21 protein-coding genes and 1 tRNA gene are annotated in these 24,168 nt (G+C 72.1%); 12 read left to right on the forward strand and 10 right to left on the reverse strand.

Annotated features, from left to right (window positions below):
* The first annotated feature begins 65 nt into the window (after positions 1-65).
* Positions 66-1,013, forward strand: coding sequence for a UDP-glucose 4-epimerase GalE (galE, locus tag ACIQV3_RS37095; RefSeq protein WP_403720727.1), 948 nt, complete (start codon positions 66-68; stop codon positions 1,011-1,013).
* A gap of 466 nt (positions 1,014-1,479) precedes the next feature.
* Complete coding sequence (locus ACIQV3_RS37100; protein ID WP_403720730.1) at positions 1,480-2,265, forward strand: LuxR C-terminal-related transcriptional regulator; 786 nt, start codon at positions 1,480-1,482, stop codon at positions 2,263-2,265.
* Here ACIQV3_RS37100 and ACIQV3_RS37105 read toward each other — a convergent pair.
* Entirely contained in the window at positions 2,224-2,721 is a 498-nt protein-coding gene (locus ACIQV3_RS37105; RefSeq protein WP_254385882.1) for a MarR family winged helix-turn-helix transcriptional regulator, read from the reverse strand. The two genes, ACIQV3_RS37100 and ACIQV3_RS37105, sit on opposite strands and share 42 nt — an antisense overlap.
* Before the next feature lie 161 nt (positions 2,722-2,882).
* On the opposite strand from ACIQV3_RS37105, the gene ACIQV3_RS37110 reads away from it, so the two are divergent.
* Together ACIQV3_RS37110 and ACIQV3_RS37115 are read left to right on the forward strand one after the other, a co-directional pair.
* Positions 2,883-3,755 carry a trans-aconitate 2-methyltransferase gene (locus tag ACIQV3_RS37110; protein ID WP_403720734.1) on the forward strand — a complete coding sequence of 291 codons (873 nt, stop codon included), beginning with the start codon at positions 2,883-2,885 and terminating at the stop codon, positions 3,753-3,755.
* A 2-nt stretch (positions 3,756-3,757) separates the two neighbouring features.
* Positions 3,758-4,207 (forward strand): VOC family protein, encoded by a 450-nt coding sequence (locus ACIQV3_RS37115; RefSeq protein ID WP_403720736.1) that lies wholly within the window; start codon positions 3,758-3,760, stop codon positions 4,205-4,207.
* 75 nt (positions 4,208-4,282) lie between these two features.
* Here ACIQV3_RS37115 and ACIQV3_RS37120 read toward each other — a convergent pair whose 3' ends face one another.
* Positions 4,283-4,957: a TetR family transcriptional regulator gene (locus ACIQV3_RS37120; protein ID WP_403720738.1), complete on the reverse strand. Its 675-nt coding sequence runs from the start codon at positions 4,955-4,957 to the stop codon at positions 4,283-4,285.
* A complete protein-coding gene (locus tag ACIQV3_RS37125; RefSeq protein ID WP_250737447.1) occupies positions 4,954-5,934 on the reverse strand; it encodes a fatty acid desaturase in 981 nt (326 codons plus the stop codon). The genes ACIQV3_RS37120 and ACIQV3_RS37125 overlap by 4 nt, the downstream gene beginning before the upstream one ends.
* A 363-nt stretch (positions 5,935-6,297) precedes the next feature.
* Here ACIQV3_RS37125 and ppc point away from each other — a divergent pair, with 363 nt between their 5' ends.
* Positions 6,298-9,063, forward strand: coding sequence for a phosphoenolpyruvate carboxylase (ppc, locus tag ACIQV3_RS37130; protein WP_403720742.1), 2,766 nt, complete (start codon positions 6,298-6,300; stop codon positions 9,061-9,063).
* Between the two features lie 76 nt (positions 9,064-9,139).
* Here the strand turns inward: ppc and pth are convergent, their stop codons facing one another.
* The 5 genes from pth to ACIQV3_RS37155 all read right to left on the reverse strand — a co-directional run bounded on the left by pth (position 9,140) and on the right by ACIQV3_RS37155 (position 13,350).
* A complete protein-coding gene (gene pth, locus ACIQV3_RS37135; RefSeq protein WP_266908096.1) occupies positions 9,140-9,730 on the reverse strand; it encodes an aminoacyl-tRNA hydrolase in 591 nt (196 codons plus the stop codon).
* 91 nt (positions 9,731-9,821) lie between these two features.
* Positions 9,822-10,397, reverse strand: a complete 576-nt coding sequence (locus ACIQV3_RS37140) for a 50S ribosomal protein L25/general stress protein Ctc (protein WP_403720745.1) — start codon at positions 10,395-10,397, stop codon at positions 9,822-9,824.
* A 212-nt stretch (positions 10,398-10,609) separates the two neighbouring features.
* Positions 10,610-11,587 (reverse strand): ribose-phosphate diphosphokinase, encoded by a 978-nt coding sequence (locus ACIQV3_RS37145; RefSeq protein ID WP_403720748.1) that lies wholly within the window; start codon positions 11,585-11,587, stop codon positions 10,610-10,612.
* 133 nt (positions 11,588-11,720) lie between these two features.
* Positions 11,721-13,169, reverse strand: coding sequence for a bifunctional UDP-N-acetylglucosamine diphosphorylase/glucosamine-1-phosphate N-acetyltransferase GlmU (gene glmU / locus ACIQV3_RS37150; RefSeq protein WP_403720751.1), 1,449 nt, complete (start codon positions 13,167-13,169; stop codon positions 11,721-11,723).
* Between the two features lie 109 nt (positions 13,170-13,278).
* Positions 13,279-13,350: transfer RNA gene (locus ACIQV3_RS37155), tRNA-Gln, on the reverse strand.
* 154 nt (positions 13,351-13,504) lie between these two features.
* Between ACIQV3_RS37155 and ACIQV3_RS37160 the strand changes: the two genes are divergently transcribed.
* Genes ACIQV3_RS37160 through ACIQV3_RS37170 form a run of 3 tightly spaced genes read left to right on the forward strand, consistent with a single transcriptional unit; the run spans position 13,505 to position 15,899 of the window.
* Positions 13,505-14,770: a sensor histidine kinase gene (locus ACIQV3_RS37160; protein ID WP_403720752.1), complete on the forward strand. Its 1,266-nt coding sequence runs from the start codon at positions 13,505-13,507 to the stop codon at positions 14,768-14,770.
* Between the two features lie 6 nt (positions 14,771-14,776).
* Positions 14,777-15,322: a hypothetical protein gene (locus tag ACIQV3_RS37165; RefSeq protein ID WP_403720758.1), complete on the forward strand. Its 546-nt coding sequence runs from the start codon at positions 14,777-14,779 to the stop codon at positions 15,320-15,322.
* Positions 15,323-15,350: 28 nt separating this feature from the next.
* Positions 15,351-15,899, forward strand: coding sequence for a hypothetical protein (locus ACIQV3_RS37170; protein WP_403720760.1), 549 nt, complete (start codon positions 15,351-15,353; stop codon positions 15,897-15,899).
* 7 nt (positions 15,900-15,906) lie between these two features.
* Here the strand turns inward: ACIQV3_RS37170 and ACIQV3_RS37175 are convergent, their stop codons facing one another.
* Positions 15,907-16,431, reverse strand: a complete 525-nt coding sequence (locus ACIQV3_RS37175) for an SUKH-3 domain-containing protein (RefSeq protein ID WP_403720762.1) — start codon at positions 16,429-16,431, stop codon at positions 15,907-15,909.
* 5 nt (positions 16,432-16,436) lie between these two features.
* Positions 16,437-16,904 carry a YwqJ-related putative deaminase gene (locus ACIQV3_RS37180; RefSeq protein ID WP_403720786.1) on the reverse strand — a complete coding sequence of 156 codons (468 nt, stop codon included), beginning with the start codon at positions 16,902-16,904 and terminating at the stop codon, positions 16,437-16,439.
* Positions 16,905-17,350: 446 nt separating this feature from the next.
* On the opposite strand from ACIQV3_RS37180, the gene ACIQV3_RS37185 reads away from it, so the two are divergent.
* The 4 genes from ACIQV3_RS37185 to ACIQV3_RS37200 all read left to right on the forward strand — a co-directional run bounded on the left by ACIQV3_RS37185 (position 17,351) and on the right by ACIQV3_RS37200 (position 23,979).
* On the forward strand, positions 17,351-19,303 hold the full coding sequence (locus ACIQV3_RS37185) for a zinc ribbon domain-containing protein (protein ID WP_403720763.1): 1,953 nt from the start codon (positions 17,351-17,353) through the stop codon (positions 19,301-19,303).
* A 48-nt stretch (positions 19,304-19,351) separates the two neighbouring features.
* A complete protein-coding gene (locus ACIQV3_RS37190) occupies positions 19,352-20,401 on the forward strand; it encodes an SMI1/KNR4 family protein (protein ID WP_403720765.1) in 1,050 nt (349 codons plus the stop codon).
* A 7-nt stretch (positions 20,402-20,408) separates the two neighbouring features.
* On the forward strand, positions 20,409-22,961 hold the full coding sequence (locus tag ACIQV3_RS37195; RefSeq protein ID WP_403720768.1) for an SUKH-4 family immunity protein: 2,553 nt from the start codon (positions 20,409-20,411) through the stop codon (positions 22,959-22,961).
* A gap of 145 nt (positions 22,962-23,106) precedes the next feature.
* A complete protein-coding gene (locus ACIQV3_RS37200) occupies positions 23,107-23,979 on the forward strand; it encodes a DivIVA domain-containing protein (protein WP_403720770.1) in 873 nt (290 codons plus the stop codon).
* Positions 23,980-24,168 lie beyond the last annotated feature (189 nt).

A 24,168-nucleotide genomic window follows, 5' to 3' on the forward strand; every position in this document is an offset into this window, starting at 1 on the left:
AGACGGCGTCTTCCCGAGCTTCCAAGACATTCGAGTCTTCCAAGACATCCAGGTCTTCCAAGTACTTGGTCACCGGCGGAGCCGGATACGTGGGCGGGGTGGTCGCGGCCCACCTGCTCCGGGCGGGCCACGAGGTCACCGTCCTCGACGACCTCTCCACCGGCTTCCGTTCGGGGGTGCCGGCCGGCGCCGCGTTCATCGAGGGCCGCATCCAGGACGCCGCCGAGCACCTGGACCCCTCCTACGACGGGGTCCTGCACTTCGCGGCCTCCTCACAGGTCGGCGAGTCCGTGGTGAACCCGGGCAAGTACTGGGAGAACAACGTCGGCGGGACCCTGGCCCTGCTCGCCGCGATGCGCGGAGCGGGCGTGCGCCGCCTGGTGTTCTCCTCCACCGCGGCCACCTACGGGGAGCCCGGCGACGGGCCGCTGACCGAGTCCTCGGTGACCGCCCCCACCAACCCGTACGGGGCCTCGAAGCTGGCCGTCGACCACATGATCGCGGGGGAGTGCGCGGCGCACGGCCTCGCGGCGGTCTCGCTGCGCTACTTCAACGTGGCCGGCGCCTACGGGCAGTTCGGCGAACTGCACGACCCCGAGACCCACCTGATCCCGCTGGTGCTGCAAGTGGCCCTCGGCGAACGGGAGTCGATCTCGGTGTTCGGGGAGGACTACCCCACCCCGGACGGCACCTGCGTACGGGACTACATCCACGTCGCCGACCTGGCCGAGGCCCACCTGGCCGCGCTCCGGGTCGCCGCCGAGGGGGAGCACCTGGTGTGCAACCTCGGCAACGGCAGCGGGTTTTCGGTCCGTGAGGTCATCGAGACCGTCCGCAAGGTCACCGGGAAGGAGATTCCCGAGGTGGTGGCTCCCCGCAGGGCGGGCGACCCGGCCTTCCTCGTCGCGTCGGCCCGCAGGGCCCACGAGCGCCTCGGCTGGACCCCGACCCGCTCGGACCTCACGGGCATCGTGACGGACGCCTGGAACTTCACCCGCGCCCGGCGCGGCTGAGCCCACCGGTAGCGCCTGACCCGTGCGCCCCCGCCCCGACCAGGGCGGGGGCGCGCGTGCGTCGCGGGCGCGCCGCCCGCGGGCGCTGCGCGCGGGCGCCCGGCGTGCGCACGCCGAGTGAAATACCCTCCGAGCAACTGCCTGTGGCACGCGACCGGACGGATCGGGCCGCCGCCCGGGCGGCATGCGGGCGATTTCCAGCCACACCGGAGCCCCTACGGAAGCGCCTCGCCGGAAAATCGCTCGGAAAACTTCTGCAATTCGGCCAACCACGGGCCGACCCCGGCCCTACGCTGATGCGTGACACCGGTGGGGGCCGGTGTTGATTCAGGGGTCGAGACAAGTCGGGTACGACGTCCGGTCCGGGGTAGTGCAGAGATGTCACGGCGGCGGCCGCGGCGCCTGCGGATCACCCGGTCCGGGCGTCGTACCCGCAGTCGTCCGTTCCCCGACCCTTGGGGGTTTTGTGGTCCGTATCCGGGTACTCGTGGTCGACGATCACCGCATCTTCGCCGAATCTCTCGCCGCCGCGCTCGCGGCCGAACCGGACGTGGACGTCTCCGCGGCCGGCAGTGGCCCCGCCGCGCTGCGCTGCCTCGAACGCGCGGTGGCCGAGGGCCGCCGCTTCGACGTGCTGCTGGTCGACGCCGACCTGGCCGCAGTCCCCGCGGGCGTCCCCGCCCAGCGGGAGTCCGGCTCCGCCCCGCCCGCCGCCGACGGGATCGCGCTGGTCGCGGGCGTACGGGTGTCCCATCCCGCGGTCCGTACGGTCGTCCTCGCCGAGCGCGACGACGCACGCCGGGCCGCGCTCGCACTGCAGGCGGGAGCCTCGGGCTGGGTGGCCAAGGACTGCTCGCTGTCGCGGCTGCTGGCCGTCATCCGCGGAGTCCTGCGCGAGGAGACGCACCTTCCGCCCGCGCTGCTCACCGGAGTGCTCCGCGAACTGACCGCGGCGCGCAAGCACCGTACCGACAGCGAACGGCTGGTGGAGTCCCTCACGCCCAGGGAGCACGAGGTGCTGCGCTGCATGGTGGCGGGGCTGGGCCGCAAGGACGTGGCCGCGCGGCTGTTCCTCTCCCCGCACACCGTCCGCACCCACATGCAGAACGTGCTGGGCAAGCTGGGCGTGCACTCCACGCTCGCGGCGGTCGCCCTGGCCCGGCGGGCCGGCGTACGGCCCGCGGACCTGCCCGGACTTCCGGGGCAGGGACTAGCCGGGGATGTTGTCGAACGGAGCGGTCAACTGGCGTAGCAGGCCCGCGAGGTCGGCGCGCTGCGTCCGCGAGAGCTGGGCCAGGATCGCCCGTTCCTGGGCCAGCAGGCCGGCGAGAGCCTGGTCGGCGCGGTCACGGCCCTCGGGGCTGAGGCGCACCAAGACCCCGCGGCGGTCGTTGGGGTCCGGCAGCCGTTCGACGAGGCCCTTCTTGGCGAGCCGGTCGATGCGGTTGGTCATGGTGCCCGAGGTCACCAGGGTCTGCGTCAGCAACTGGCCGGGGGAGAGCTGGTAGGGCGCGCCGGCCCGTCGCAGCGAGGTCAGGACGTCGAACTCCCAGGGCTCCAGACCGTGCTCGGAAAAGGCCAGCCGGCGGGCGCGGTCGAGGTGCCGCGCGAGCCTGCTGACGCGGCTGAGCACCTCGAGCGGTTCCACGTCGAGGTCAGGGCGTTCCCGCCGCCATGCCGCGACCAGTCGGTCGACCTCGTCCTCCATGCGGATCAGTGTAAAGGGTCTGTCGACATGAAGTCTCTTTAAATCAAGTATCTCGATCTCGAGTATCTTGACATCGAGATATATTTTCCGCCACCATGGGGCATGGAGGGGGCCGGAGCAGCTTCCGATTCCGACCGCACCGCCAGCAGGGAGGCTCGAACATGCATTCCGATACCGCGCCGGCCAGGATTCCGGCGCCGACATCCCCCACGAACCCCACGGATGACGCCCCCACCTGGGACCCGCAGCAGTACCTCCGGCACGCCGGCCACCGGGCCAGGCCCTTTCTCGACCTTCTGGCCCGCATACCCGAGCTGCCCTCCCGGGCCGCCCGCATCGCAGACCTCGGCTGCGGACCGGGCAACGTCACCGCGCTCCTCGCGGACCGCTGGCCCGAAGCGCACATCACCGGCTACGACCTCTCCCCTGAGATGCTCCACCGCGCCGACAGCGAGTACGCAGGTCCCACCGGTGGCGGGGGCAAGCTCGAATTCCGCCACGGAAACCTGGCCGACTGGCTCCCGGAGGAGCCGTACGACCTGATCGTCTCCAACGCCGCCTTCCAGTGGGTCCCCGGCCACGCCGGATCCTTCGCCCCCTGGATCAACGGACTGCGCCCGGGCGGCACCTTCGCGTTCCAGATCCCCGGCAACTTCACCGCCCCCAGCCACCGGATCCTCGCCGACCTGTGCGACGCCCCGCGCTGGCGGAACCGGCTCGCCGGACACGGAGCCCGCTACATCCACATCCTCGAACCCTCCGGATACCTGGAGCGGTTCACCGAGCTCGGCTGCGCCGCCGACGTGTGGGAGACCACCTACCACCAGCTGCTCCAGGGCCCCGACCCCGTACTGGACTGGGTGAAGGGCACCGCCCTGCGGCCCGTGCTCACCGCGCTTGCCGATGACGAGGAGGCCGCCGAGGCCTTCCTCGCCGAGTACCGCGCCCTGCTCCGCGCGGCCTACCCCACGGGCCCCCGCGGCACCGTCTTCCCGTTCCGCCGCATCTTCGCCGTCGCCCGCAGGGAGTCCTGAGCATGCTCGCCGGAGTCGACCACGTCCAGCTCGCCGCACCGCCCGGCTCGGAGGACCGGCTCCGCGCCTATTACACCGAGGTCCTCGGCATGACCGAGATCCCCAAACCGCCCGTGCTCGCGGCGCGCGGCGGCTGCTGGTTCGCCGCCGGGCCGGTCCAGCTCCACCTGGGCGTGGAGGAGGACTTCCACCCCGCCCGCAAGGCGCACCCGGGACTCAGGGTCGAGGGCATCGAGGCCTACGCCGACAGACTTCGGGCGCGCGGCGCCACCGTCGTCTGGGACGACGACCTGCCGGGACACCGGCGCTTCTACTCCCAGGATCCGGTCGGGAACCGGATCGAGTTTTTGGAGCGGCTCAGCTTGGAGCGAGACAGCTCGGAGCGGCACAGCGTGGAGAAGCACAGCGCGGAGAAGCACAGCGCGGAGCGGTACGGCCCGGAACACCTCTGATGCCACACACGACGGCGCCCCGTCACCGGATCTCCGGTGACGGGGCGCCGTCGTACGCGCGCGCGGTACGGGGGCTCACTTCTTGCGGTGGCCCACCAGCCGCGGCTTCGCCTCCAGGTTCTCCAGTCCGTGCCAGGACAGGTTCACCAGGTGCGCCGCCACCTCGGCCTTCTTCGGCTGGCGCGTCTCCAGCCACCACTGCCCGGTCAGCGCGACCATCCCGACCAGCGCCTGCGCGTACAGCGGGGCCAGCTTCGGGTCGAAGCCGCGGGCCTTGAACTCCAGGCCCAGGATGTCCTCGACCTGCGTGGCGATATCGCTGATCAGCGAGGCGAAGGTGCCCGTCGACTGGGCCACGGGGGAGTCCCGGACCAGGATCCGGAAACCGTCCGTGTAGTTCTCGATGTAGTCCAGGAGCGCGAACGCCGCCTGCTCCAGGAGCTCCCGCGGGTGCCCGGCCGTCAGCGCGCCCGTCACCCCGTCCAGCAGCTGGCGCATCTCGCGGTCCACGACGACCGCGTAGAGGCCCTCCTTGCCGCCGAAGTGCTCGTAGACCACCGGCTTGGAGACTCCGGCCTTCGCCGCGATCTCCTCCACCGACGTGCCCTCGAACCCCTTCTCGGCGAACAGGGTGCGGCCGATGTCCAGCAGTTGCTGACGCCGTTCCGCGCCCGTCATCCGGACCCGGCGGCCGCGCCTGGGCTTCTCGCTGCTGGAACTGCTGCCGTCGTTTCCCACGTCCCCCATCATGCCGCGTTCGACACTTCTTCCTTGCGCCGGGCGTCGATGCGGGCCTCGGACGGCCAGCGGACGTCGGACGCCCAGCCCAGCTGTTCGAACCAGCGGATCAGCCGCGCACTGGAGTCGACCTGGCCGCGCAGCACACCGTGCCGGGCCGAGGTCGGGTCGGCGTGGTGCAGGTTGTGCCAGGACTCGCCGCAGGACAGCACCGCCAGCCACCACACGTTGCCGGAGCGGTCGCGGGACTTGAAGGGGCGCTTGCCCACCGCGTGGCAGATCGAGTTGATCGACCACGTCACGTGGTGCAGCAGCGCGACCCGGACCAGGGAGCCCCAGAAGAACGCGGTGAATGCGCCCCACCACGACATGGTCACCAGACCGCCCACCAGCGGCGGCAGCGCCAGCGAGAACATCGTCCAGAAGATGAAGTCGCGCGAGATGCGGCGGATCGCCGGGTCCTTGATCAGGTCCGGGGCGTACTTCTGCTGGTCGGTCTGCTCCTCGTCGAAGAGCCAACCGATGTGCGCCCACCACAAGCCCTTCATCAGGGCCGGCAGCGTCTCGCCGAAGCGCCACGGCGAATGCGGGTCGCCCTCGTGGTCGGAGTACTTGTGGTGCTTGCGGTGGTCGGCCACCCAGCGCACCAGCGGCCCCTCGACCGCCATCGACCCCATGACCGCCAAGGCGATGCGCAGCGGCCGCTTCGCCTTGAAGGAACCGTGCGTGAAGTAGCGGTGGAAGCCGATGGTGATGCCGTGGCAGGCGAGGAAGTACATGAACACCATCAGGCCCACGTCCAGCCAGCTCACCCCCCAGCCCCAGGCGAGCGGAACGGCCACCAACAGGGCGAGGAAGGGGACGGTGATGAACAGCAGCAGCGCGATCTGCTCCACGGACCGCTTGTTCTCACCGCCGAGGGTCGCGGACGGCACGGACGCGCCGGAAGACGCCGAGGCGTCCTCGATCACGTCGGGACTGATGGTCATAGGTGTGTCCCCTGAGGGTGAGGGAGTCGGCAGGCGCGCCGCCGGGCCACACATCCCTACGGGTGCGTAACCTACGGCAACGTAAGTATGGCAAAGGTCCCCCGCGCGGCAAGAGGAGCGCGCCTGCCGGCCGGGTCCAACGGCCCCGCCGGCAGGGTCGTCGTCCCGCCTGGTGACACAGGGGCCTGGCCACCGGTACGGGCCACCTATCCTGGTGTCGTCGGACAGCGCGGTCCGCACGGGCAGCCCGAGCTGCGCATCAGGAGCGGTGGCACCGCCGGACGAAGGTCCGGACGGGCACCACCGCGCGCAACCGGAGCCCACCTCCCAGTAGCGCTCGAAACACTGCAAGGAGCCGCACCTGTGAGCAGTGCCGACCAGGCCCACTCGACCACCGCCCCGGCGACGTCCTCCGCCGGCGCCGCCAACGCCGAGCTGCGCGCGGACATCCGCCGCCTCGGCGACCTCCTCGGCGAGACCCTCGTACGCCAGGAGGGCCAGGACCTCCTCGACCTGGTCGAACGCGTCCGAGCCCTCACGCGCACCGACGGCATCGCGGCCGCCGAGCTGCTCGGCGACACCGACCTGGAGACCGCCGCCAAGCTGGTGCGCGCCTTCTCCACGTACTTCCACCTCGCCAACGTCACCGAGCAGGTGCACCGCGGCAAGGAGCTGCGCGCCCACCGCGCCGCCGAGGGGAGCCTGCTGGCCCGCACCGCCGACATGCTCAAGGACGCGGACCCCGAGCACCTGCGCGAGACGGTCAAGAACCTCAACGTCCGCCCCGTCTTCACCGCGCACCCCACCGAGGCGGCCCGCCGCAGCGTCCTGAACAAGCTGCGCCGCATCGCGGCCCTCCTGGAGGAGCCCGTCTCGGGCGCCGGCGAGCGCCGCCGCCACGACCTGCGCCTCGCGGAGAACATCGACCTCGTCTGGCAGACCGACGAACTGCGCGTGGTCCGCCCCGAGCCCGCCGACGAGGCCCGCAACGCGATCTACTACCTCGACGAGCTGCACGCCGGCGCCGTCGGCGACGTACTCGAGGACCTCGCCGCCGAGCTCCAGCGCGTCGGCATCGAGATCCCGGCCGGCACCCGCCCGCTCACCTTCGGCACCTGGATCGGCGGCGACCGCGACGGCAACCCCAACGTCACGCCCGACGTGACCCGGGACGTGCTGATCCTCCAGCACGAGCACGGCATCACCGACGCCCTGGAACTCATCGACTTCCTGCGCGGACTGCTGTCGAACTCCATCCGCTACACCGGTGCCACCGAGGAGCTCCTCACCTCCCTCCAGGCCGACCTGGAGCGCCTCCCGGAGATCAGCCCGCGCTACAAGCGGCTGAACGCCGAGGAGCCGTACCGCCTCAAGGCCACCTGCATCCGGCAGAAGCTCCTCAACACCCGCGAGCGCCTCGCCAAGGGCATCCCGCACGAGGAGGGCCGCGACTACCTCGGTACCGCCGAGCTGCTCACCGACCTCACCCTCATCCAGACCTCCCTGCGCGAGCACCGCGGCGCGCTCTTCGCCGACGGCCGCATGGACCGCACCATCCGCACGCTGGCCGCCTTCGGCCTCCAGCTCGCCACGATGGACGTGCGCGAGCACGCGGACGCCCACCACCACGCGCTGGGCCAGCTCTTCGACCGGCTCGGCGAGGAGTCCTGGCGCTACGCGGACATGCCCCGCGACTACCGCGGCCGGCTCCTGGCCAAGGAGCTGCGCTCGCGCCGCCCGCTGGCGCCCACCCCGGCCCCGCTCGACGCGGCCGGCCAGAAGACGCTCGGCGTGTTCGGCGCCATCAAGGACGCCTTCGAGAAGTTCGGCCCCGAGGTCATCGAGTCCTACATCATCTCGATGTGCCAGGGCGCCGACGACGTCTTCGCCGCCGCCGTCCTCGCCCGCGAGGCCGGTCTCATCGACCTGCACGGCGGCTGGGCCAAGATCGGCATCGTGCCGCTCCTGGAGACCACCGACGAGCTCAAGGCCGCCGACGTCATCCTCGACGAGATGCTCGCCGACCCCTCGTACCGGCGCCTGGTCTCGCTGCGCGGCGACGTCCAGGAGGTCATGCTCGGCTACTCCGACTCCTCCAAGTTCGGCGGCATCACCACCTCCCAGTGGGAGATCCACCGCGCCCAGCGCCGGCTGCGCGACGTCGCCCACCGCTACGGGGTGCGCCTGCGCCTCTTCCACGGCCGCGGCGGCACCGTCGGCCGTGGCGGCGGCCCCTCGCACGACGCGATCCTCGCGCAGCCCTGGGGCACCCTGGAGGGCGAGATCAAGGTCACCGAGCAGGGCGAGGTCATCTCCGACAAGTACCTCGTACCGTCGCTGGCCCGCGAGAACCTGGAGCTGACCGTCGCGGCCACCCTCCAGGCCTCCGCCCTGCACACCGCCCCGCGCCAGTCCGACGAGGACCTGGCCCGCTGGGACGCGGCCATGGACACCGTCTCGGACGCCGCGCACGACGCGTACCGCGAGCTCGTCGAGGACCCGGACCTGCCGGCGTACTTCTTCGCCGCCACCCCCGTGGACCAGCTCGCCGACCTGCACCTGGGCTCGCGCCCCTCGCGCCGCCCCGACTCGGGCGCCGGCCTCGACGGTCTGCGCGCCATCCCGTGGGTCTTCGGCTGGACCCAGTCCCGCCAGATCGTCCCCGGCTGGTACGGGGTCGGCTCGGGCCTGAAGGCCCTGCGCGAGGCGGGCCAGGGCGACGCGCTGGCCGAGATGGGCGAGCGCTGGCACTTCTTCCGCAACTTCCTGTCCAACGTCGAGATGACGCTGGCCAAGACGGACCTGCGGATCGCCCGCCACTACGTCGACACCCTGGTGCCCGACGAGCTCAAGCACGTGTTCGCCCGCATCGAGGCCGAGCACGAGCTCACGGTCCGCGAGGTCCTGCGGATCACCGGCGGCGAGAAGCTCCTCGACTCCAACCCGGTGCTCCAGCAGACCTTCTCGGTCCGCGACGCCTACCTGGACCCGATCTCCTACCTCCAGGTCTCCCTGCTGGCCCGCCAGCGGGCGGCCGCCGAGCGCGGCGAGGAGGCGGACCCGATCCTGTCCCGGGCCCTGCTCCTGACCGTCAACGGCGTCGCCGCCGGTCTGCGCAACACCGGCTGACGACACATGCGTGAGGGGCCCGTGCACCGATGGTGCACGGGCCCCTCGTGTATCGGGCCCCTTCGATCAGGATCCTTCAACTGTTGTACGTGGACTGCGCGCGCTCCAGGCCCTCCTGGATGAGGCACTCCACGGCGTCCGCCGAACGGTCGACGAACCAGTCCAGCTCCTTGCGCTCCGTGGAGGAGAAGTCCTTCAGCACGAAGTCCGCGACCTGCATCCGGCCGGGCGGGCGGCCGATGCCGCAGCGCACCCGGTGGTAGTCGGGGCCCATCGACTTCGTCATGGACTTGAGGCCGTTGTGGCCGTTGTCCCCGCCGCCCAGCTTCAGCCGGAGCGTCGGGTAGTCGATGTCCAGCTCGTCGTGGACCGCGACGATCCGGTCCAGCGGCACCTTGTAGAAGTCCCGCAGCGCCGTCACCGGGCCGCCGGACAGGTTCATGAACGACATGGGCTTGGCCAGCACCACGCGCCGGTTCAGCGGTCCCGGCGGGCCCATCCGGCCCTCGACCACCTGGGCGCGGGCCTTGTGCGCCTTGAACTTGCCGCGCATCCGCTCCGCCAGCAGGTCGGCGACCATGAAACCGATGTTGTGGCGGTTGCCCGCGTACTCCGCACCCGGGTTCCCGAGACCCACGATCAGCCAGGGCGCCGCGTCGTCCGACATCAAAAGCTCCTTATACGAAGACGACCGCCGTCCCGCTCCAGTGGAGCCGGACGGCGGTCGTTCAGCAAGTGCTGAGGGTGAGCGGTGAGGCTCAGGCCTCGGTGCCCTCGGCGGCCGGCTCCTCGGTCGACGCACCGATGACCTGCAGGACGGCGATGTCGCCGTCGACGGCCAGCGTGGTGCCGGCCGGCAGGACCAGGTCGGAGGCGGTGATGGTGGCACCGGCCTCCAGGCCCGCGATCGAGACGGTGACCTCGGTCGGGATGTGCGTGGCCTCGGCCTCGACGGAGATGGTGTTCTGGAGGGTCTCCAGCATGTTGCCGCCCGGGGCCAGCTCGCCCTCGGTGACGATCGCGACGTCGACGGTGACCTTCTCGCCCTTCTTGACGATCAGGAAGTCGACGTGGGAGACCGAACGCTTCAGCGGGTGCTTCTGAACGGCCTTCGGGATGACCAGCTCGGTGCCGGCGCCCTCGATGTCCAGGGAGAGCAGGACGTTCGGGGTGCGCAGCGCCAGCTGGAGCGCGTGGGCGTCCACGTTGACGTGCTTCGGGTCGGTGCCGTGGCCGTAGATGACCGCGGGGGTCAGGGCGTCACGGCGGGCCTGGCGGGCAGAGCCCTTGCCGAAGTTTTCGCGGACCTTCGCGGCAAGCTTGATCTCGGACATGCTCACTCCTCGTGGGGTGACGGAAATGGACGACAGTCACCCGGCCGGAACACGGCCTGCTACGAAGAGCGCGTCGATAACGGAGCACCCATACCCGTCTGAAACAGGTACGGCCTCCCTCGCCGAGCAACTCGAGGAGTGTACCCGGCGGGGAGGCCGTACCCAAAAATGATCTAGCGCACAGGGGACGTGCTTGCTGCTGCTCTGCTCTCTTACTGCTGCTCTTCGAACAGGCTGGTGACCGAGCCGTCCTCGAAGACCTCGCGCACGGCGCGGGCGATCATCGGGGCGATGGAGAGCACCGTGATCTTGTCGAGCTCCAGGTCGGACGGGTCCGGCAGGGTGTTCGTGAACACGAACTCGCTGACCTTGGAGTTCTTCAGGCGGTCGGCGGCCGGGCCCGACAGGATGCCGTGCGTGGCCGTCACGATGACGTCCTCGGCGCCGTGCGCGAAGAGCGCGTCGGCGGCGGCGCAGATGGTGCCACCGGTGTCGATCATGTCGTCGACCAGGACGCAGACGCGGCCCTTGACCTGACCGACGACCTCGTGGACCGTCACCTGGTTGGCGACGTCCTTGTCACGGCGCTTGTGCACGATCGCCAGGGGGGCGTCCAGGCGGTCGCACCAGCGGTCGGCGACGCGTACGCGGCCGGCGTCCGGGGAGACGATCGTCAGCTTGGAGCGGTCGACCTTGGCGCCGACGTAGTCCGCGAGGACCGACAGGGCCGAAAGGTGGTCGACCGGGCCGTCGAAGAAGCCCTGGATCTGGTCGGTGTGCAGATCGACCGTGAGGATGCGGTCGGCGCCCGCGGTCTTCAGCAGGTCGGCGACCAGGCGGGCCGAGATCGGCTCGCGGCCCTTGTGCTTCTTGTCCTGGCGGGCGTACCCGTAGGACGGGACGATCACGGTGATGGAGCGTGCCGACGCGCGCTTGAGCGCGTCGATCATGATCAACTGCTCCATGATCCACTTGTTGATCGGAGCCGTGTGGCTCTGGATCAGGAAGCAGTCCGCGCCACGCGCCGACTCCTGGAAGCGGACGTAGATCTCGCCGTTCGCGAAGTCGAAAGCCTTGGTCGGCACGAGGCCGACACCGAGCTGGTGCGCGACCTCCTCGGCCAGCTCGGGGTGGGCGCGGCCGGAGAAGAGCATCAGCTTCTTCTCGCCGGTCGTCTTGATCCCGGTCACAGCACTGTCTCCTCAGACGTGGGAAAGCTGCTCGCCCCCATGTGCGTCCGTCCCGCACACGGTGAGCCAGCCGAATTGCGTTCACCTATCACGGTACGCCGTATCGGGCGTAGCCGTTTCCGGTCAGTTCACCTCAGCGTTCGCCGGAGTCCTCGCGGACCGCCGACTGAGCCGCTGTCGCGGCGGCACTTCCCGGACGCTTGCGGGCCACCCAGCCCTCGATATTCCGCTGCTGGCCGCGGGCCACGGCCAGGGCGCCGGGCGGCACGTCCTTCGTGATCACGGAGCCGGCGGCGGTGTAGGCGCCGTCCCCGATGGTGACGGGAGCCACAAACATGTTGTCCGAACCCGTCTTGCAGTGTGAGCCGACGGTCGTGTGGTGCTTGTGCTCGCCGTCGTAGTTCACGAACACGCTGGCCGCGCCGATGTTCGTGTACTCGCCGATCGTCGCGTCGCCGACGTAGGACAGGTGCGGGACCTTGGTGCCCTCGCCGATCGTGGCGTTCTTCATCTCCACGTACGTGCCGGCCTTGGCCTTCGCGCCCAGGTTCGTGCCCGGACGCAGGTAGGCGAAGGGGCCGACGCTCGCCGATGCACCGACGACCGCGGTGTCCGCCACCGTGTTGTCCACGCGGGCGCCCGCGCCCACGTGCGTGTCCTTCAGACGGGTGTTGGGGCCGACCTCGGCCCGCTCGGCGATGTGCGTGGTGCCGAGCAGCTGGGTGCCGGGGTGCACGATCGCGTCCTGGCCGAAAGTCACCGTCACGTCGACGAGGGTGCTCGCCGGGTCGACGATCGTCACGCCGGCGAGCATGGCGCTCTCCAGCAGACGGGCGTTCAGCAGCGCGCGGGCCTCGGCGAGCTGGACCCGGTTGTTGATCCCGAGGATCTGCCGGTGGTCCGCGCCCACGGCCGCGCCGACGCGGTGGCCGGCCTCGCGCAGGATGCCGAGCACGTCGGTGAGGTACTCCTCGCCCTGGCTGTTGTCGGTGCGGACCTTGCCGAGGGCGTCCGCGAGGAGGGCGCCGTCGAAGGCGAAGACCCCGGAGTTGATCTCGCGGATGGCGCGCTGGGCGTCGGTGGCGTCCTTGTGCTCGACGATGGCGGTGACCGCCCCGTCGGCGCCGCGGATGATCCGGCCGTACCCGGTGGAGTCGGGGACCTCGGCGGTGAGCACGGTGACGGCGTTGCCGTCGGTCTCGTGCGTGGCCGTCAGCGCGGCCAGGGTCTCGCCGGTCAGCAGCGGGGTGTCGCCGCAGACGACGACCACGGTGCCGGCGGGACGGTCGGCGGCGAGCTCTTCGAGGGCCATCCGGACGGCGTGCCCGGTGCCGTTCTGCTCGTACTGGACCGCGGTGCGGACGTCGGCGTCGATCGCGGCGAGGTGCGCGGTGACCTGCTCGCGGGCGTGCCCGACGACGACGACGAGGTGGGTGGGGTCCAGCTCGCGGGAGGCGGCGACGACGTGACCGACGAGCGAGCGCCCGCTGATCTCGTGCAGAACCTTGGGTGTGGCCGACTTCATGCGGGTGCCTTCACCCGCTGCGAGTACGACGACGGCTGCCGGGCGGTTGGCGCTCACGGGTGTGCCCTTCGGCTTCGGGTGGTGGACCCGTGAAGGATACCGGGGGGTTTAGGGCCCTAAACGAGGGTGGGTCCCGACTGCGAAAGCCAGGACCCGGACCGTGAAGCTCCCCTGTCAGGACTCGAACCCGAACATAAGGCACCAAAAGCCTCAGTGCTGCCAATTACACCACAGGGGATTAATCGACTAAACCAGACATTGCGCCCTGGTGGTCGAGCCGACGGGACCTACTATGCCGCACCAGGCGCCCTGAATGCGACGGTACAAATCCGAGCCCTTCACCGGGATTTCCGGTCGCCTCCGGACCGGGGCCGCTGCGTAGGCTGGACCGTATGACCAGTACGGGGGAAGAGCAGGGAAAGGCGGGGGCCGGGCGGGACGGGCCCTTGTGGTGGGATCGGCGCAGGTCGGCCCTGTGGGACGTGGGGCTCGGAGCGGTGTCCGCCGTCGAGTGCGGGGTGGAGGGCGTCGGATTCGCCCGCGAGGCGGGGATCCCGGTCTTCACCGGGGTGCTGTTCGGGCTACTGGTCGGGTCGGTGCTCGTCCTGCGGCAGCGCTGGCCGATCGTCGTGGTGCTGGTCGGCATCGCGGTGTCGCCGGCGGCCATGGGGTTCCTGCTCGGGGTGGTCGGGCTGTACACGCTGGCCGCCTCCGAGGTGCCCCGGCGGATCACCGCGACCCTGGCGTCGATGTCGCTCGCCGCGACCTTCGTGGCGATGTACATGCGCACCCGGGCGGCGGACCCCGAGGTCACCCTCACCCTCGTCATCACCCTGTCCGTGTTCGTGGCGGTGGCGCTGACCGTGCCGCCGGTGCTTTTCGGGCTGTACACGGCGGCCCGCAGACGGCTGATGGAGAGCTTGCAGGAGCGGGCGGACTCGCTGGAGCGGGAGCTGTCACTGCTCGCGGACCGGGCGGAGGAACGGGCCGAGTGGGCCCGTACGGAGGAGCGGACCCGGATCGCGCGGGACATGCACGACGTCGTGGCGCACCGGGTGTCGCTCATGGTGGTGCACGCGGCGGCGCTCCAGGCGATCGCCGCCAAGGACCCCGTGAAGGCGGCGAAGAACGCTGCGCTGGTCGGGGACATGGGACGGCAGGCGCTGACCGAGCTGCGCGAGATGCTCGGTGTGCTGCGGGCCCAGACGCCGAAGCCGGCGGCCGTGGCCGTGCCGGTGGCGCTGGTGGGGAGCTTCGAGGACGGGCCGACGCTGGGCGAGCTGGAGGCGCTGGTCGGACAGTCGCGGGCGGCCGGGATGGTCGTGGAGCTGGATGTGCGAGGCGAGTACCGCGCGTACGTGGCGGAGGTCGAGCAGACCGCCTACCGGGTGGTGCAGGAGGCGCTGACCAACTGCCACAAGCACGCGGCGGGCGCACGGGTCGTCGTACGGCTGGCGCACCGGCAGGGGGAGGTGGCCATGCAGGTGGAGAACGGCCCCTGCGACGGCAAGGCGGCCGAGCCGGGGCTGCCGAGCGGCGGGAACGGCCTGGTCGGAATGCGCGAGCGGGTGCTCGCACTGGGCGGGGTGTTCGTGTCCGGTCCGACGGACGGGGGCGGCTTCAAGGTCTCGGCGGTCCTGCCGAGCGAGCGGGGGTAGGGGCGGATGGCGTGGGATCCGGTGGCGGAGCTGACGGACGACGAGCGTCGGTCTTTCGGGACCTACGGTGCGCACTGGCCGTACTGGGAGGAGCGGCTCTGGAGAAACGTGCCCGGGCCGTTCTACACGAGGGAGAACGACAACTGCTGGACCGGGCGGATCGAGGCGCCCGACAACGTGTTGTACGGGGGTGACCACTTCACCGAGTACGTGTTCCGGCAGCCCCGGAGTCCGGCCGAGGTGCGGGGGCTGGCCCGGGCCGCGGCGGTCGAGGTCACCGCGGGCTACGCGTGCGACGGGGACGTGGGGTGGACGCCCGGACTGGTGCGCGAGTGGTGGGCCGCCAGGGCGCGGAGCGAGGAGGATCTGGCGGCGGCCTCCGCCGAGCTCGCCAAGTCGCGGGATCCGCAGAGCGTGGACGCGGCCGCCGGAGTGCGGCAGTACCGCGCGTACTTGGGCAGTGGCGGCCTCGCGGCTGATCTGCGGGCGTACGTTTTCCGGCTGGGGGAAGGCCGGTACCCGGAGGTCGGGGAGCGGCTGCCGGAGCTCTGAGGCACGGCGGCGAACAGGGGAGGGTGGGATGACGGGGATGAGGGTGGGCTGGGATCCGGTGGCGGAGCTGACGGACGAGGACCGCAAGCTGTTCCAGGGGCGGTGGGAGAAGCGGCTCTGGCTGAACGTGCCGGGGCCCTTCTATACGGGCGAGACGGACACGTGCTGGACCGGGCGGCTGAACGCGCCCGGCAACGTGATGTACGCGGCGAGCACCGAGGGCACCCTCGAGTACGTCTTCCGGCAGCCGCGGAGCCCGGCCGAGGTGCGCGAGGTGGTGAACGCGGCGGACGAGGAGCCCTTCCAGGAGTACGCGTACGACGGGGACCGCTGGTGGACCCCGGAGGCGGTGCGCCGGTGGTGGGCCGGGCGGAGCCGGGTCGAAGAGCACCTGGCGCTCACGCTGGCCGAGTACGCGGACAGCGTCCATCCCGCCGACCGGGACGCCGCCGAGGGGGCGCGGGAGTTCCGGGCGTACCTGGAGGGCGGGCTCGCCACCGATCTGCGGGCGTACCTCTTCCGGTTGGAGGAGGGCCGCTACCCCGGGGACGGGGAGCGGCTCCCGGAGCTGGGGTGAAGCCTGCCTAGGCCGTCGTCAGGCGGGTCGGCTGGAGGCCGGTCAGGAGGAGGGTGAGGGCCTCGTCGAGGCTCGCGCCGAGGTACCAGTCGCCGGTGTGGTCCACGCAGTAGACGCGGCCCTCGCGGTCGAGGGCGAAGTGGGAGCCGCCCCCGGCCGGGTCCGTGTCGGCCTCGACGCCGAGCGGGCAGAGCTGGGTGGACAGGGCGCGGCCGAGGTCCGCGAAGGTGCGGGCCAGGTGCAGGCCCGTGAGGGGGTCCAGGCGTATCGCGGTCGGCGCGATCTGGCGGCCGGGGCCCGGGGCGGTGACGGTGAGGTTCCCGAACTCCGCCCAGGCTTCGACGGCGGCCGGGAACACGGTGTGCCGGTGCCCGGCGGGGGTGGTGTGGTCGCGCAGGGCGTCGGCCCAGTACTCGGCCTGCTTGATGTCCCAGCGGCCCGGCTCCCAGCCGGCGGTGCGCAGGGCGGAGTCCACGGCGACGGGGAAGCGGGTCGCGGAGGAACGGGCGTACGAAGCGGAGGTCGTGGTCATGGCGGCTACTCGGGGTGCGTGAGGTCGACGGGGCGTACGCCGAAGTGGGCGAGGAGGGCCTCGCAGGAGCGGCAGGGAGGTGCGTAGCTGCCGTGGAGCGGGTCGCCGTCCTCGCGGATGCGGCGGGCGGTGATCTTGGAGTGCTTCAGCGAGCGGCGCGCCTCGCTGGGCGTCAGGGGCTTGCGCGAGGCGCGCTTGCTGCGGGCGCCCTCGACGGTGGCGAGGTGGCGGGAGAGCAGGATCGCCTCCGGGCACCGGCCGGTGAAGCGTTCGCGCTGGCCGCTCGTGAGGGTGTCGAGGAAATCCTGTACGAGGGCGTGCAGGACGGGGGGCAGATCGGCCTTGCCGGCGGTCCCGGTGAGGGTTTCGCCGCGTACGGACAGGGCGGCGGCCACGGTGGGCAGGATCCCGTCGCGGCGGAAGCGGAGCGTCGGCACGGCGGGACGGGCGTCCCCGCCGCCGCCCCAGCGCAGCCGGGGATCGCCGGGGCCCTGGTCGGCCGCGGTGCGGGCCTGCGCGGGGACGGCCGCCGGGCCGCTGGTTCCCGTAGGACCGGCGCTGTCCCCGGGGCCGCGGGCGCCCGCGGGGCCCGCGGAAACCTGGGCTCCCGCCCCTCCTGAGTGGGCGTCGGCCGCGTCTGTGCGTGTTGCCGTGTTCTGCATGGTTGCGCTTTCCCTCCCGTGGCCGCGGTGCTGGCCGCTGTCGCGCACGCCCCCGTGCTGTGGGGACAGCCTGTCAAATGTCCCGTGGCATGTGGAAGCGGGGTCGAATATTCGTATCAATTCGGATCTTCCCGGCCGTCCCGCGGGTGCCGGATGTGAGTTCGTGGGTCGAATGGGTGACCTTTCGCGTGGGGTGTCGTTGATCGGATGACAGCACCGGCGGAAGGGGGGGCGTGAGTCGGAAGGTGCAGCTCGCCGTGGGCGAGGCCGCCCGGACCGCTTGCGCCCGTGGCCTGTTGCGGTCGGGGGTGGATGAGGCGAACGGTGAGCTGTTGGCGGTCTCCGTGGTGGCAGAGCGCGTCGGCTGGGCAGCCGATCTGGTGTCCGGGATGGCTGGTGACCTGCTGGCTGCGTACTGGAATGCCGTCGATGTGGATGCGCTCGCATCGGAGGAGGACGGTGGGGGCCGGAAGCTGCCGTCGAGCGCGTGGATGGCGCTGCGCCGTCTGGGCTGGACCGTCGTGCCGGAAGGGGGCCTTCGGGTCAATGACCGGATCGTTCGGATGGCGCAGGAGCAGGCCGGGCGCGTTCTGCGGTCGGTGAAGTGGCGCGTCGACCTGACCGGGGCGGTCATCTCGACCTGGCCTGTCGCCCCCGCCAACCGGACGGCCGAGGAATGGAATGCGGTGCGCGCCGCGGTGCCGGGCGGGCAGCATCTGCCGTCCAGCGTCATCACATCCCGGACCCGGCAGATCGCTGCGTACGCCAACAAGCACGACCGGATGCCGGCTGATGTGTTCGAGGTGGAAAGCGCGCCCAAAGCTGCGCGGATGCTGCTGTTGTCGGCCTGCGACGGGCAGCAGGCCACCATCGAGCGGGCGGACACGGCAGGCCGGGCGCTTCTGCGTTTGCAGCTCCCCATCCGGCCCGACCCGCGGTCGTACCGGGACTGGACATGGGTGGCTTGCCCCATCAAGCTGCCCCCGATGGTCCCCACAGGTGCGGTATTGCACCTGCCCACCCTCCGCCTGCACCAAGGCCGCGTCCGCGTCGATCTCGCCTACACCCACCCGGTGCCGAAGGCGGCCCACAGCGGGCACACGGTCGCTTTGGGTGTGGACTGGGGTCTGAACACCCTGCTCAGCGCGGGCGTGGCCCGGCTCCACGACGACGGGCGGATCACCACCCTCGGGGCGGGTGGCATGTTCCGGGCGGCAGGCGTCCTCGCCAAGCAGCACAGCCTGCGCAGGCTGTCCGAGTACCTGAATGCCAAGGCCCACCGCTATCAGCGGCTGATTGCCGGAGACGAGCAGCATGTCCTGGCTGCCAAGTACGACGCTCTGAGCTATGAGATCAGCCGGGTCTGCGCACGCCGGTCGAATCTGAATGACGCCTTGGCCCGGGCCGCCGCCCGTTGGGCGGTCGATCAGGCCATCGCCACCGGGGCGAGTGTCATCTACGTCGAGGACCTGCGTTCCATGGAGGCCCGTGGCATGGGCCGCACCATCAACACCCGACTGTCCCAGCAGGTGCGCGGGCAGATCGTGGACTGTATGCGGCATCTGGCCGCCGAGACGGGCATCGCCGTGGTCACCGTCCCCGCGCGCAACACGTCCAGGCACTGCCCGCAATGCCTCACACCGCTGCGACACCGCAAAGCCCCCGACCGGCCCACAACACCCGGCTGGAAATGGGCCCTGTGTCCCGGCTGCGGCTGGCAGGGCGACCGTGACCAGGGAGCCTGGCAGCGCATCGCGGCACGCGGACTGACCCACCAGGCCAAGACCGTGACCGACCGCGCCACAGACGCCCTGGTCATCCGCACGGTTGTGGACAGACTCGAAGCGGGCGCGGTCGTCGCACCCACCACGCCGAAGACCAGCCGGCGGGACCGGACCAAGACCGGACCCACCCGGCACAAGACAACACGCCCCGCGCCCAGGCGACGCAGGGCACCCTCCCCCACCAGACCGCAAGGCCCGGCGGGCAAGCGTCCGGAGGGGCACGTTCACACGGACCGGTTCCGGCTGCCTCGCGCAGCCCACCGGCACCAGGACGTGACGACGATCAGCACACCCACCACCAGCCGACACCGGCCACGAGGCGCAGCACTGGGCGCGGGATTCCACCTGCACGCTCACGTCACCCCTCCAAGGTGGGAACATATCCTCGATCCAGACACTCAGTCCGGCTCAGGATCACTTAGCTGATCAGAGACGCTGTGGTGAACCAGCCAGATCCAGCAGGGGGCTACCGCCATGACGACAGGTCGGCTCGGGCATCAGGCCGCGCCACCCAACGCCGCTTATTCGGGGCAGGTCGTGCATTTCCCGGACCCCGTCCGGGCCGCGCGCCATCCCCACGGAGTCCGCATCGGCGCGAACGGACACCCCGACTTCGCGCTGTACGCCCGCGCGGCCGTCGAGATCGCCGAGCCCCCGGAGGGCTTCGGCGTGGACGAGCTGCGCCTGACGGACTGCGTGTCCGCGAACGCGGCCATGCGGGCCACCGGCCACGAACTGTGGGACACGGTCGGCCCGGTGTCGACCCCGCACGGCTGGACCTGGCACCACGTGTCCGGCACGCGCCGCATGGAACTGGTCCCGGTCGAGGTGAAGTCGCTGCTGAGGCACCACGCCGGTCTGGCGACGGCCGCGGTCGACCACGTCAAGCGCGGCACGCGGCCGTTGCAGGAGCTGCGCCCGGTGCACCTGGGACTGCCCAAGACGGTGGTCTCGGTGACCGAGCAGCAGGTCCAGGGCGTCGAGGAGGACCTCGGCTACCGGCTCCCGGAGGCCTACCGCTCCTTCCTGAAGGCGGCGGGCGGCTGCGCTCCCGTGGGCACGGGGCTCGACGTGGAGCTGGGACTGCTGGTGGACCAGCCGTTCTTCACGGTGCGCGAGGAGGCGGCGGTCAACGACCTCGTCTACGTGAACAAGTGCCTGCGGGACCACCTGACGAAGGACTACCTGTGCGTGGCCTTCGTGCAGGGCGGGCTGCTCGCGGTGAAGGTGCGCGGGGAGGGGATCGGCTCGGTCTGGTTCTCTCCGTACGACGATGCGCGCGACCAGGACGGCTGGTCGGTGCAGGAACGCGTGGAGCGGCTGCTGCTGCCGTGCGGTGCGGATTTCGACGCCTTCCTGGAACGGCTGGCGGGCAATCCGCCGGAGCTGGAAACGGTGGCCGGTCTGATGGTGGACGGCGGATTCGCGCGCTCGGTTCCCGTGACGGGTACGGGCACGGGCGCGGGTTCGGCGGAGCGTTCGGTTCCCGGTGCCGGTCCGGCAGCGGCACCGGTGGAGAGGTGACGGCGCGATGGTGACGTTTGCGCAGGCGCAGGAGCGCGCCGAGGAGTGGATCAACGGGGACGTGCCCGCGTACCAGCACCGCGAGGTGCGCGTACGGGAGTTCGGACTCGGTTTCGTGGTGTGGGCGGAGGACCGCCCCGCGGGCCCGGTGTCGGGGGGCGGCCGGCAGCGGCTGGTCATCGCGCGGGACAGCGGGGAGGTGACGCTCTGGCCCGGCCTGCCGGTGGGTGAGGTGATCCGCCGCTACGAGGAGGAGTACGGGGCGTCGGCCGCGCAGGCCGAGGCTTCGGTGCCGGTGCCGCGCATCGACTCCGAGCAGACCTCGTTCATGCTGAGCCCGCCGGAGTGGCTCCAGGAGGCGGCGGACCGGGCGGGGATCCCGGCTGCTCCGGTGACCCCGGCTGTTCCCGTGGCCCCGGCTGACGCGGTGGCCGCCGCCGGGGAGCCGGTGGCGGAGCCCGTGCCCCTGCGGCGCGGGGGAGAGGTCCCCTACGAGCCGACCGCCAACGACGGGGTGCCCGCCGAGGTTCCGGCCGGGGCCACGCCCTGGGCCGGGACCGACGTGAACCCCGGTGCGGACTCCGTGTCCGTACCGCTGCCGGCGACGGTGTTCGCGCCGCCGCTGTCCGGATCGGACCTGGACGACGCCCCGGGGTCCTCGGGGCCGGGCCCGGAGGCGCGCACGACCCTGATGCCCAGGGGCAGTGCACTGCCGAAGACCGCCGTCGTGCCCGCGCTGGACCCGGAGTCCGGGCCGGGGCGGGGTCAGGCGTCCGGTGGGGACATCGCCGACGCGCCGACGAGCAAGGCCCGGGTCAACCGGTCCGCGACCCCCTCGCCCGTGACTCCGCCGGGTCCGCCCGGTGCACCCGGTGCGCCGGGCGGGGCCGGCGGGTCCGGTGGGGCCGGTGGGGGCGCTGCGTCTGGTGGGGGTGCGGAGTCGCCTTCGTACGCCGCCACCATGCTGGCGGGCCCCGGTGGCCCGCAGCAGCCCGGTCCGCCCGGAGCTCCGGGGGCGCCCGGTCCTCCCGGTGTGCCCGGTGGTGGGCTGGATCATGCCGCGACGATGCTGGCGGGTCCGGCCGTGACGGGGCGGCCGCCCGCGCCTCCCGGTCCTCCGGGGGCTCCCGGGGCTCCCGGGGCGTCGGGGTCGTTGGGGTCGGTGGGGTCGTCCGGGTCGTCGGGTGGGCGCGGGGACGCGTACGCCGCGACGATGCTGGCCGGCCCCGGTGCTCCGCAGCCTCCCGGCCCGCCCGGTGCTCCCGGTCGGCCAGGTGCTCCGTCGGGTGCCGGGCAGCCGCCTGCGCCGCCCGGTCCTCCCGGTGTGCCCGGTGGTGGGCTGGATCATGCCGCCACGATGCTGGCGGGTCCGGCCGTGACGGGGCGGCCGCCCGCGCCTCCCGGTCCTCCGGGGGCTCCCGGGGCGTCGGGGTCGTTGGGGTCGTCCGGGTCGTCGGGTGGGCGCGGGGACGCGTACGCCGCGACGATGCTGGCCGGTCCCGGCGGGCCGCAGCCTCCCGGCCCGCCCGGTCCGCCCGGTCCCGCGCCGCAGGCATCCGTACCGTCGGGCCCCAACCCCGGGGTGCCCACGGTCGGACCCGGCTACCAGGCCGTGCTGCGCTACCGCGCGCCCGACGGCTCCGAGCAGCAGGTCATCCGCCGTTCCGCGCCCGGCACCCCGCACCCGGAGTGGCAGATCCTGTACGAGCTGCGGGCGATGAACGTGCCCCCGCAGCAGGTGCTGGAGCTGCACACGGAGCTGGCCTCGTGCGAGCTGCCCGGCGGCTACTGCGCGCGCATGATCCGGGAAACCTGGCCGCAGGTCCGGATCACGAACGTGGCCCCGTACGGGACGGACCACGCGGGCCGGCAGCAGGGCATGCGCCACCTGCTGACCCACCAGGGCGAACTGCACCAGGTGGCGGACGGCCCGGCGCGCCCCGCGCCGGTGCGCGCCCCGCTGCCGCAGGTGCCCTTGCAGCCGGCGATCCCGCTGGACGCGATCGCGCAGGAGCTGGCGGGGGCGTTCGGGCCGCAGGGGGTGTTCCGCTTCGAGCAGCGCGCGGTGTCCCGGCAGGGCGTGCCGGAGATCGTGGCGCAGACGCTGATGTGGTCGGGTCTGCCGGTGGACTTCGGGCCGTTCTTCTGGGCCCAGGCCGTACCGGGTGCCCCGCTGCCGACGCTGGCCGAACTGGCCGCGCAGCGGCAGGTGCAGCCGGCCTCGGACGCGGGCTCGTACCTGGTGGTGGGCAGCGACTTCGGCAAGGCGCTGTGCGTGCAGTACGGGACCGCGCACATCGTGGCGGTACCGGTGGAGAGCGGTCCCGGCGGGGCGCCGGTGCCCCCGCAGTTCGTCAACTCCTCGCTGCCGCAGTTCGTACGGTCCCTGGCGATGCTGGGTCACATGTGGCGGCTGCGCCAGCATCTGACGCCGGAGCAGGCGGGCCGCTGGACCGTCGATTTCCAGGCGAATCTGGCGGGGCTGGACAGCGCGGCGCTCGCGTCGCCGGAGAACTGGTGGTCGGTGCTGCTGGAGCAGATGTGGGACGGGCTCCTCTGATCCCGCGCTGATCCCGCTCTGATCCTCCGCTGATCCGGATGGCCGGGTCGTGACCCTCGAACGGGGTCTCGGCCCGGCCATTCGGGCTTCCGGGAGCAAATGACGCATCCTTGGCAGGAACCCCCGCGAGAGAGGCGCTTCCAGGATGAGTGCACCCTTTACGACCGTGCGTGGCCGTGGCTACCGGGCGGAAGAGGTGGACCGGTACCTCGCCCGGCTGTCGGGCAGCCGGGACGACGCCTGGGAGCGGGTGGCCCGTCTGACCGTGCTGGCCAGGGACATGGAGGCGGAGGCGGAGCGGCTGCGCGTGGTGGTCTCCGGACTGGCCCCGCAGACGTACGACGAGCTCGGCGAGCGGGCCCGCCGGATCCTGCTGCTGGCCGAGGAGGAGTCCGAGACCCTGCGGGGCGACGCGCGGGCGGACGCACTGGCGGCGGCGGGCGCCGCCGAGGCGCACGCGGACCGGGTGACGGAGCTGGCGCGCGGGGACGCGGAGGCGGTGCGCGAGCAGACCGAGGTCCGGGCCCGGCAGGCGCTGCTGCGGGCGGGGCGCGAGGCGGACGACGCGCGGACGGAGGCGCGGGACGACGCGGCGGCGTGGCGGGCGGAGGCGGCTGCCGTGCTGGCGGACACGGCGCGCCGGGCGGAGGCGCTGCTCGCGGAGCGCGAGCAGGAACACACGGAGCGGTGGGACGCGGCGGAGCGGGAGCTGGCGGCGCGGGAGGCGGAGCTGGAGTCCCGGCACGCGGAGCTGGAGCGGTACGCGGAGTCGCGGCTGGCGGAGGCGAAGCGGGGGTTCGCGCAGGCGCAGGAGACGGCGCGGCACGGGCAGGAGGACGCGGAGGCGAGGGCGGCGGAGCTGATCGCGGAGGCGCGGGTGCGGGAGGAGCGGGTCGGTCGGGAGACGGAGCGGATCCTTCGGGAACACGGGGAGTCCCAGGACGAGATGCGGGCGCACATGAACCACGTCCGCTCGAGCCTTGCGGCGCTGACGGGGCGTGCGCCGGCGGAGGGCTAGCCCGGCGGCGCCGTTGCGCCTCAAACGCCGGCGGGGCTGGGGTGTGCCGGGGCTCGGGGGCTGCGTGTGGGGGGCGGTGCCGGGGGGGGGGGGGGGGGGGGGGGGGGGGGGGGGGGGGGGGGTGGGGGGGGGGGGGGCGGGGCGGCGCCCGGGGGGGGGGGGGGGCGCCCCAGAGCGGACGGAGACGAG

This window comes from Streptomyces sp. NPDC099050 (assembly GCF_044759865.1).
Classification (GTDB): domain Bacteria; phylum Actinomycetota; class Actinomycetes; order Streptomycetales; family Streptomycetaceae; genus Streptomyces.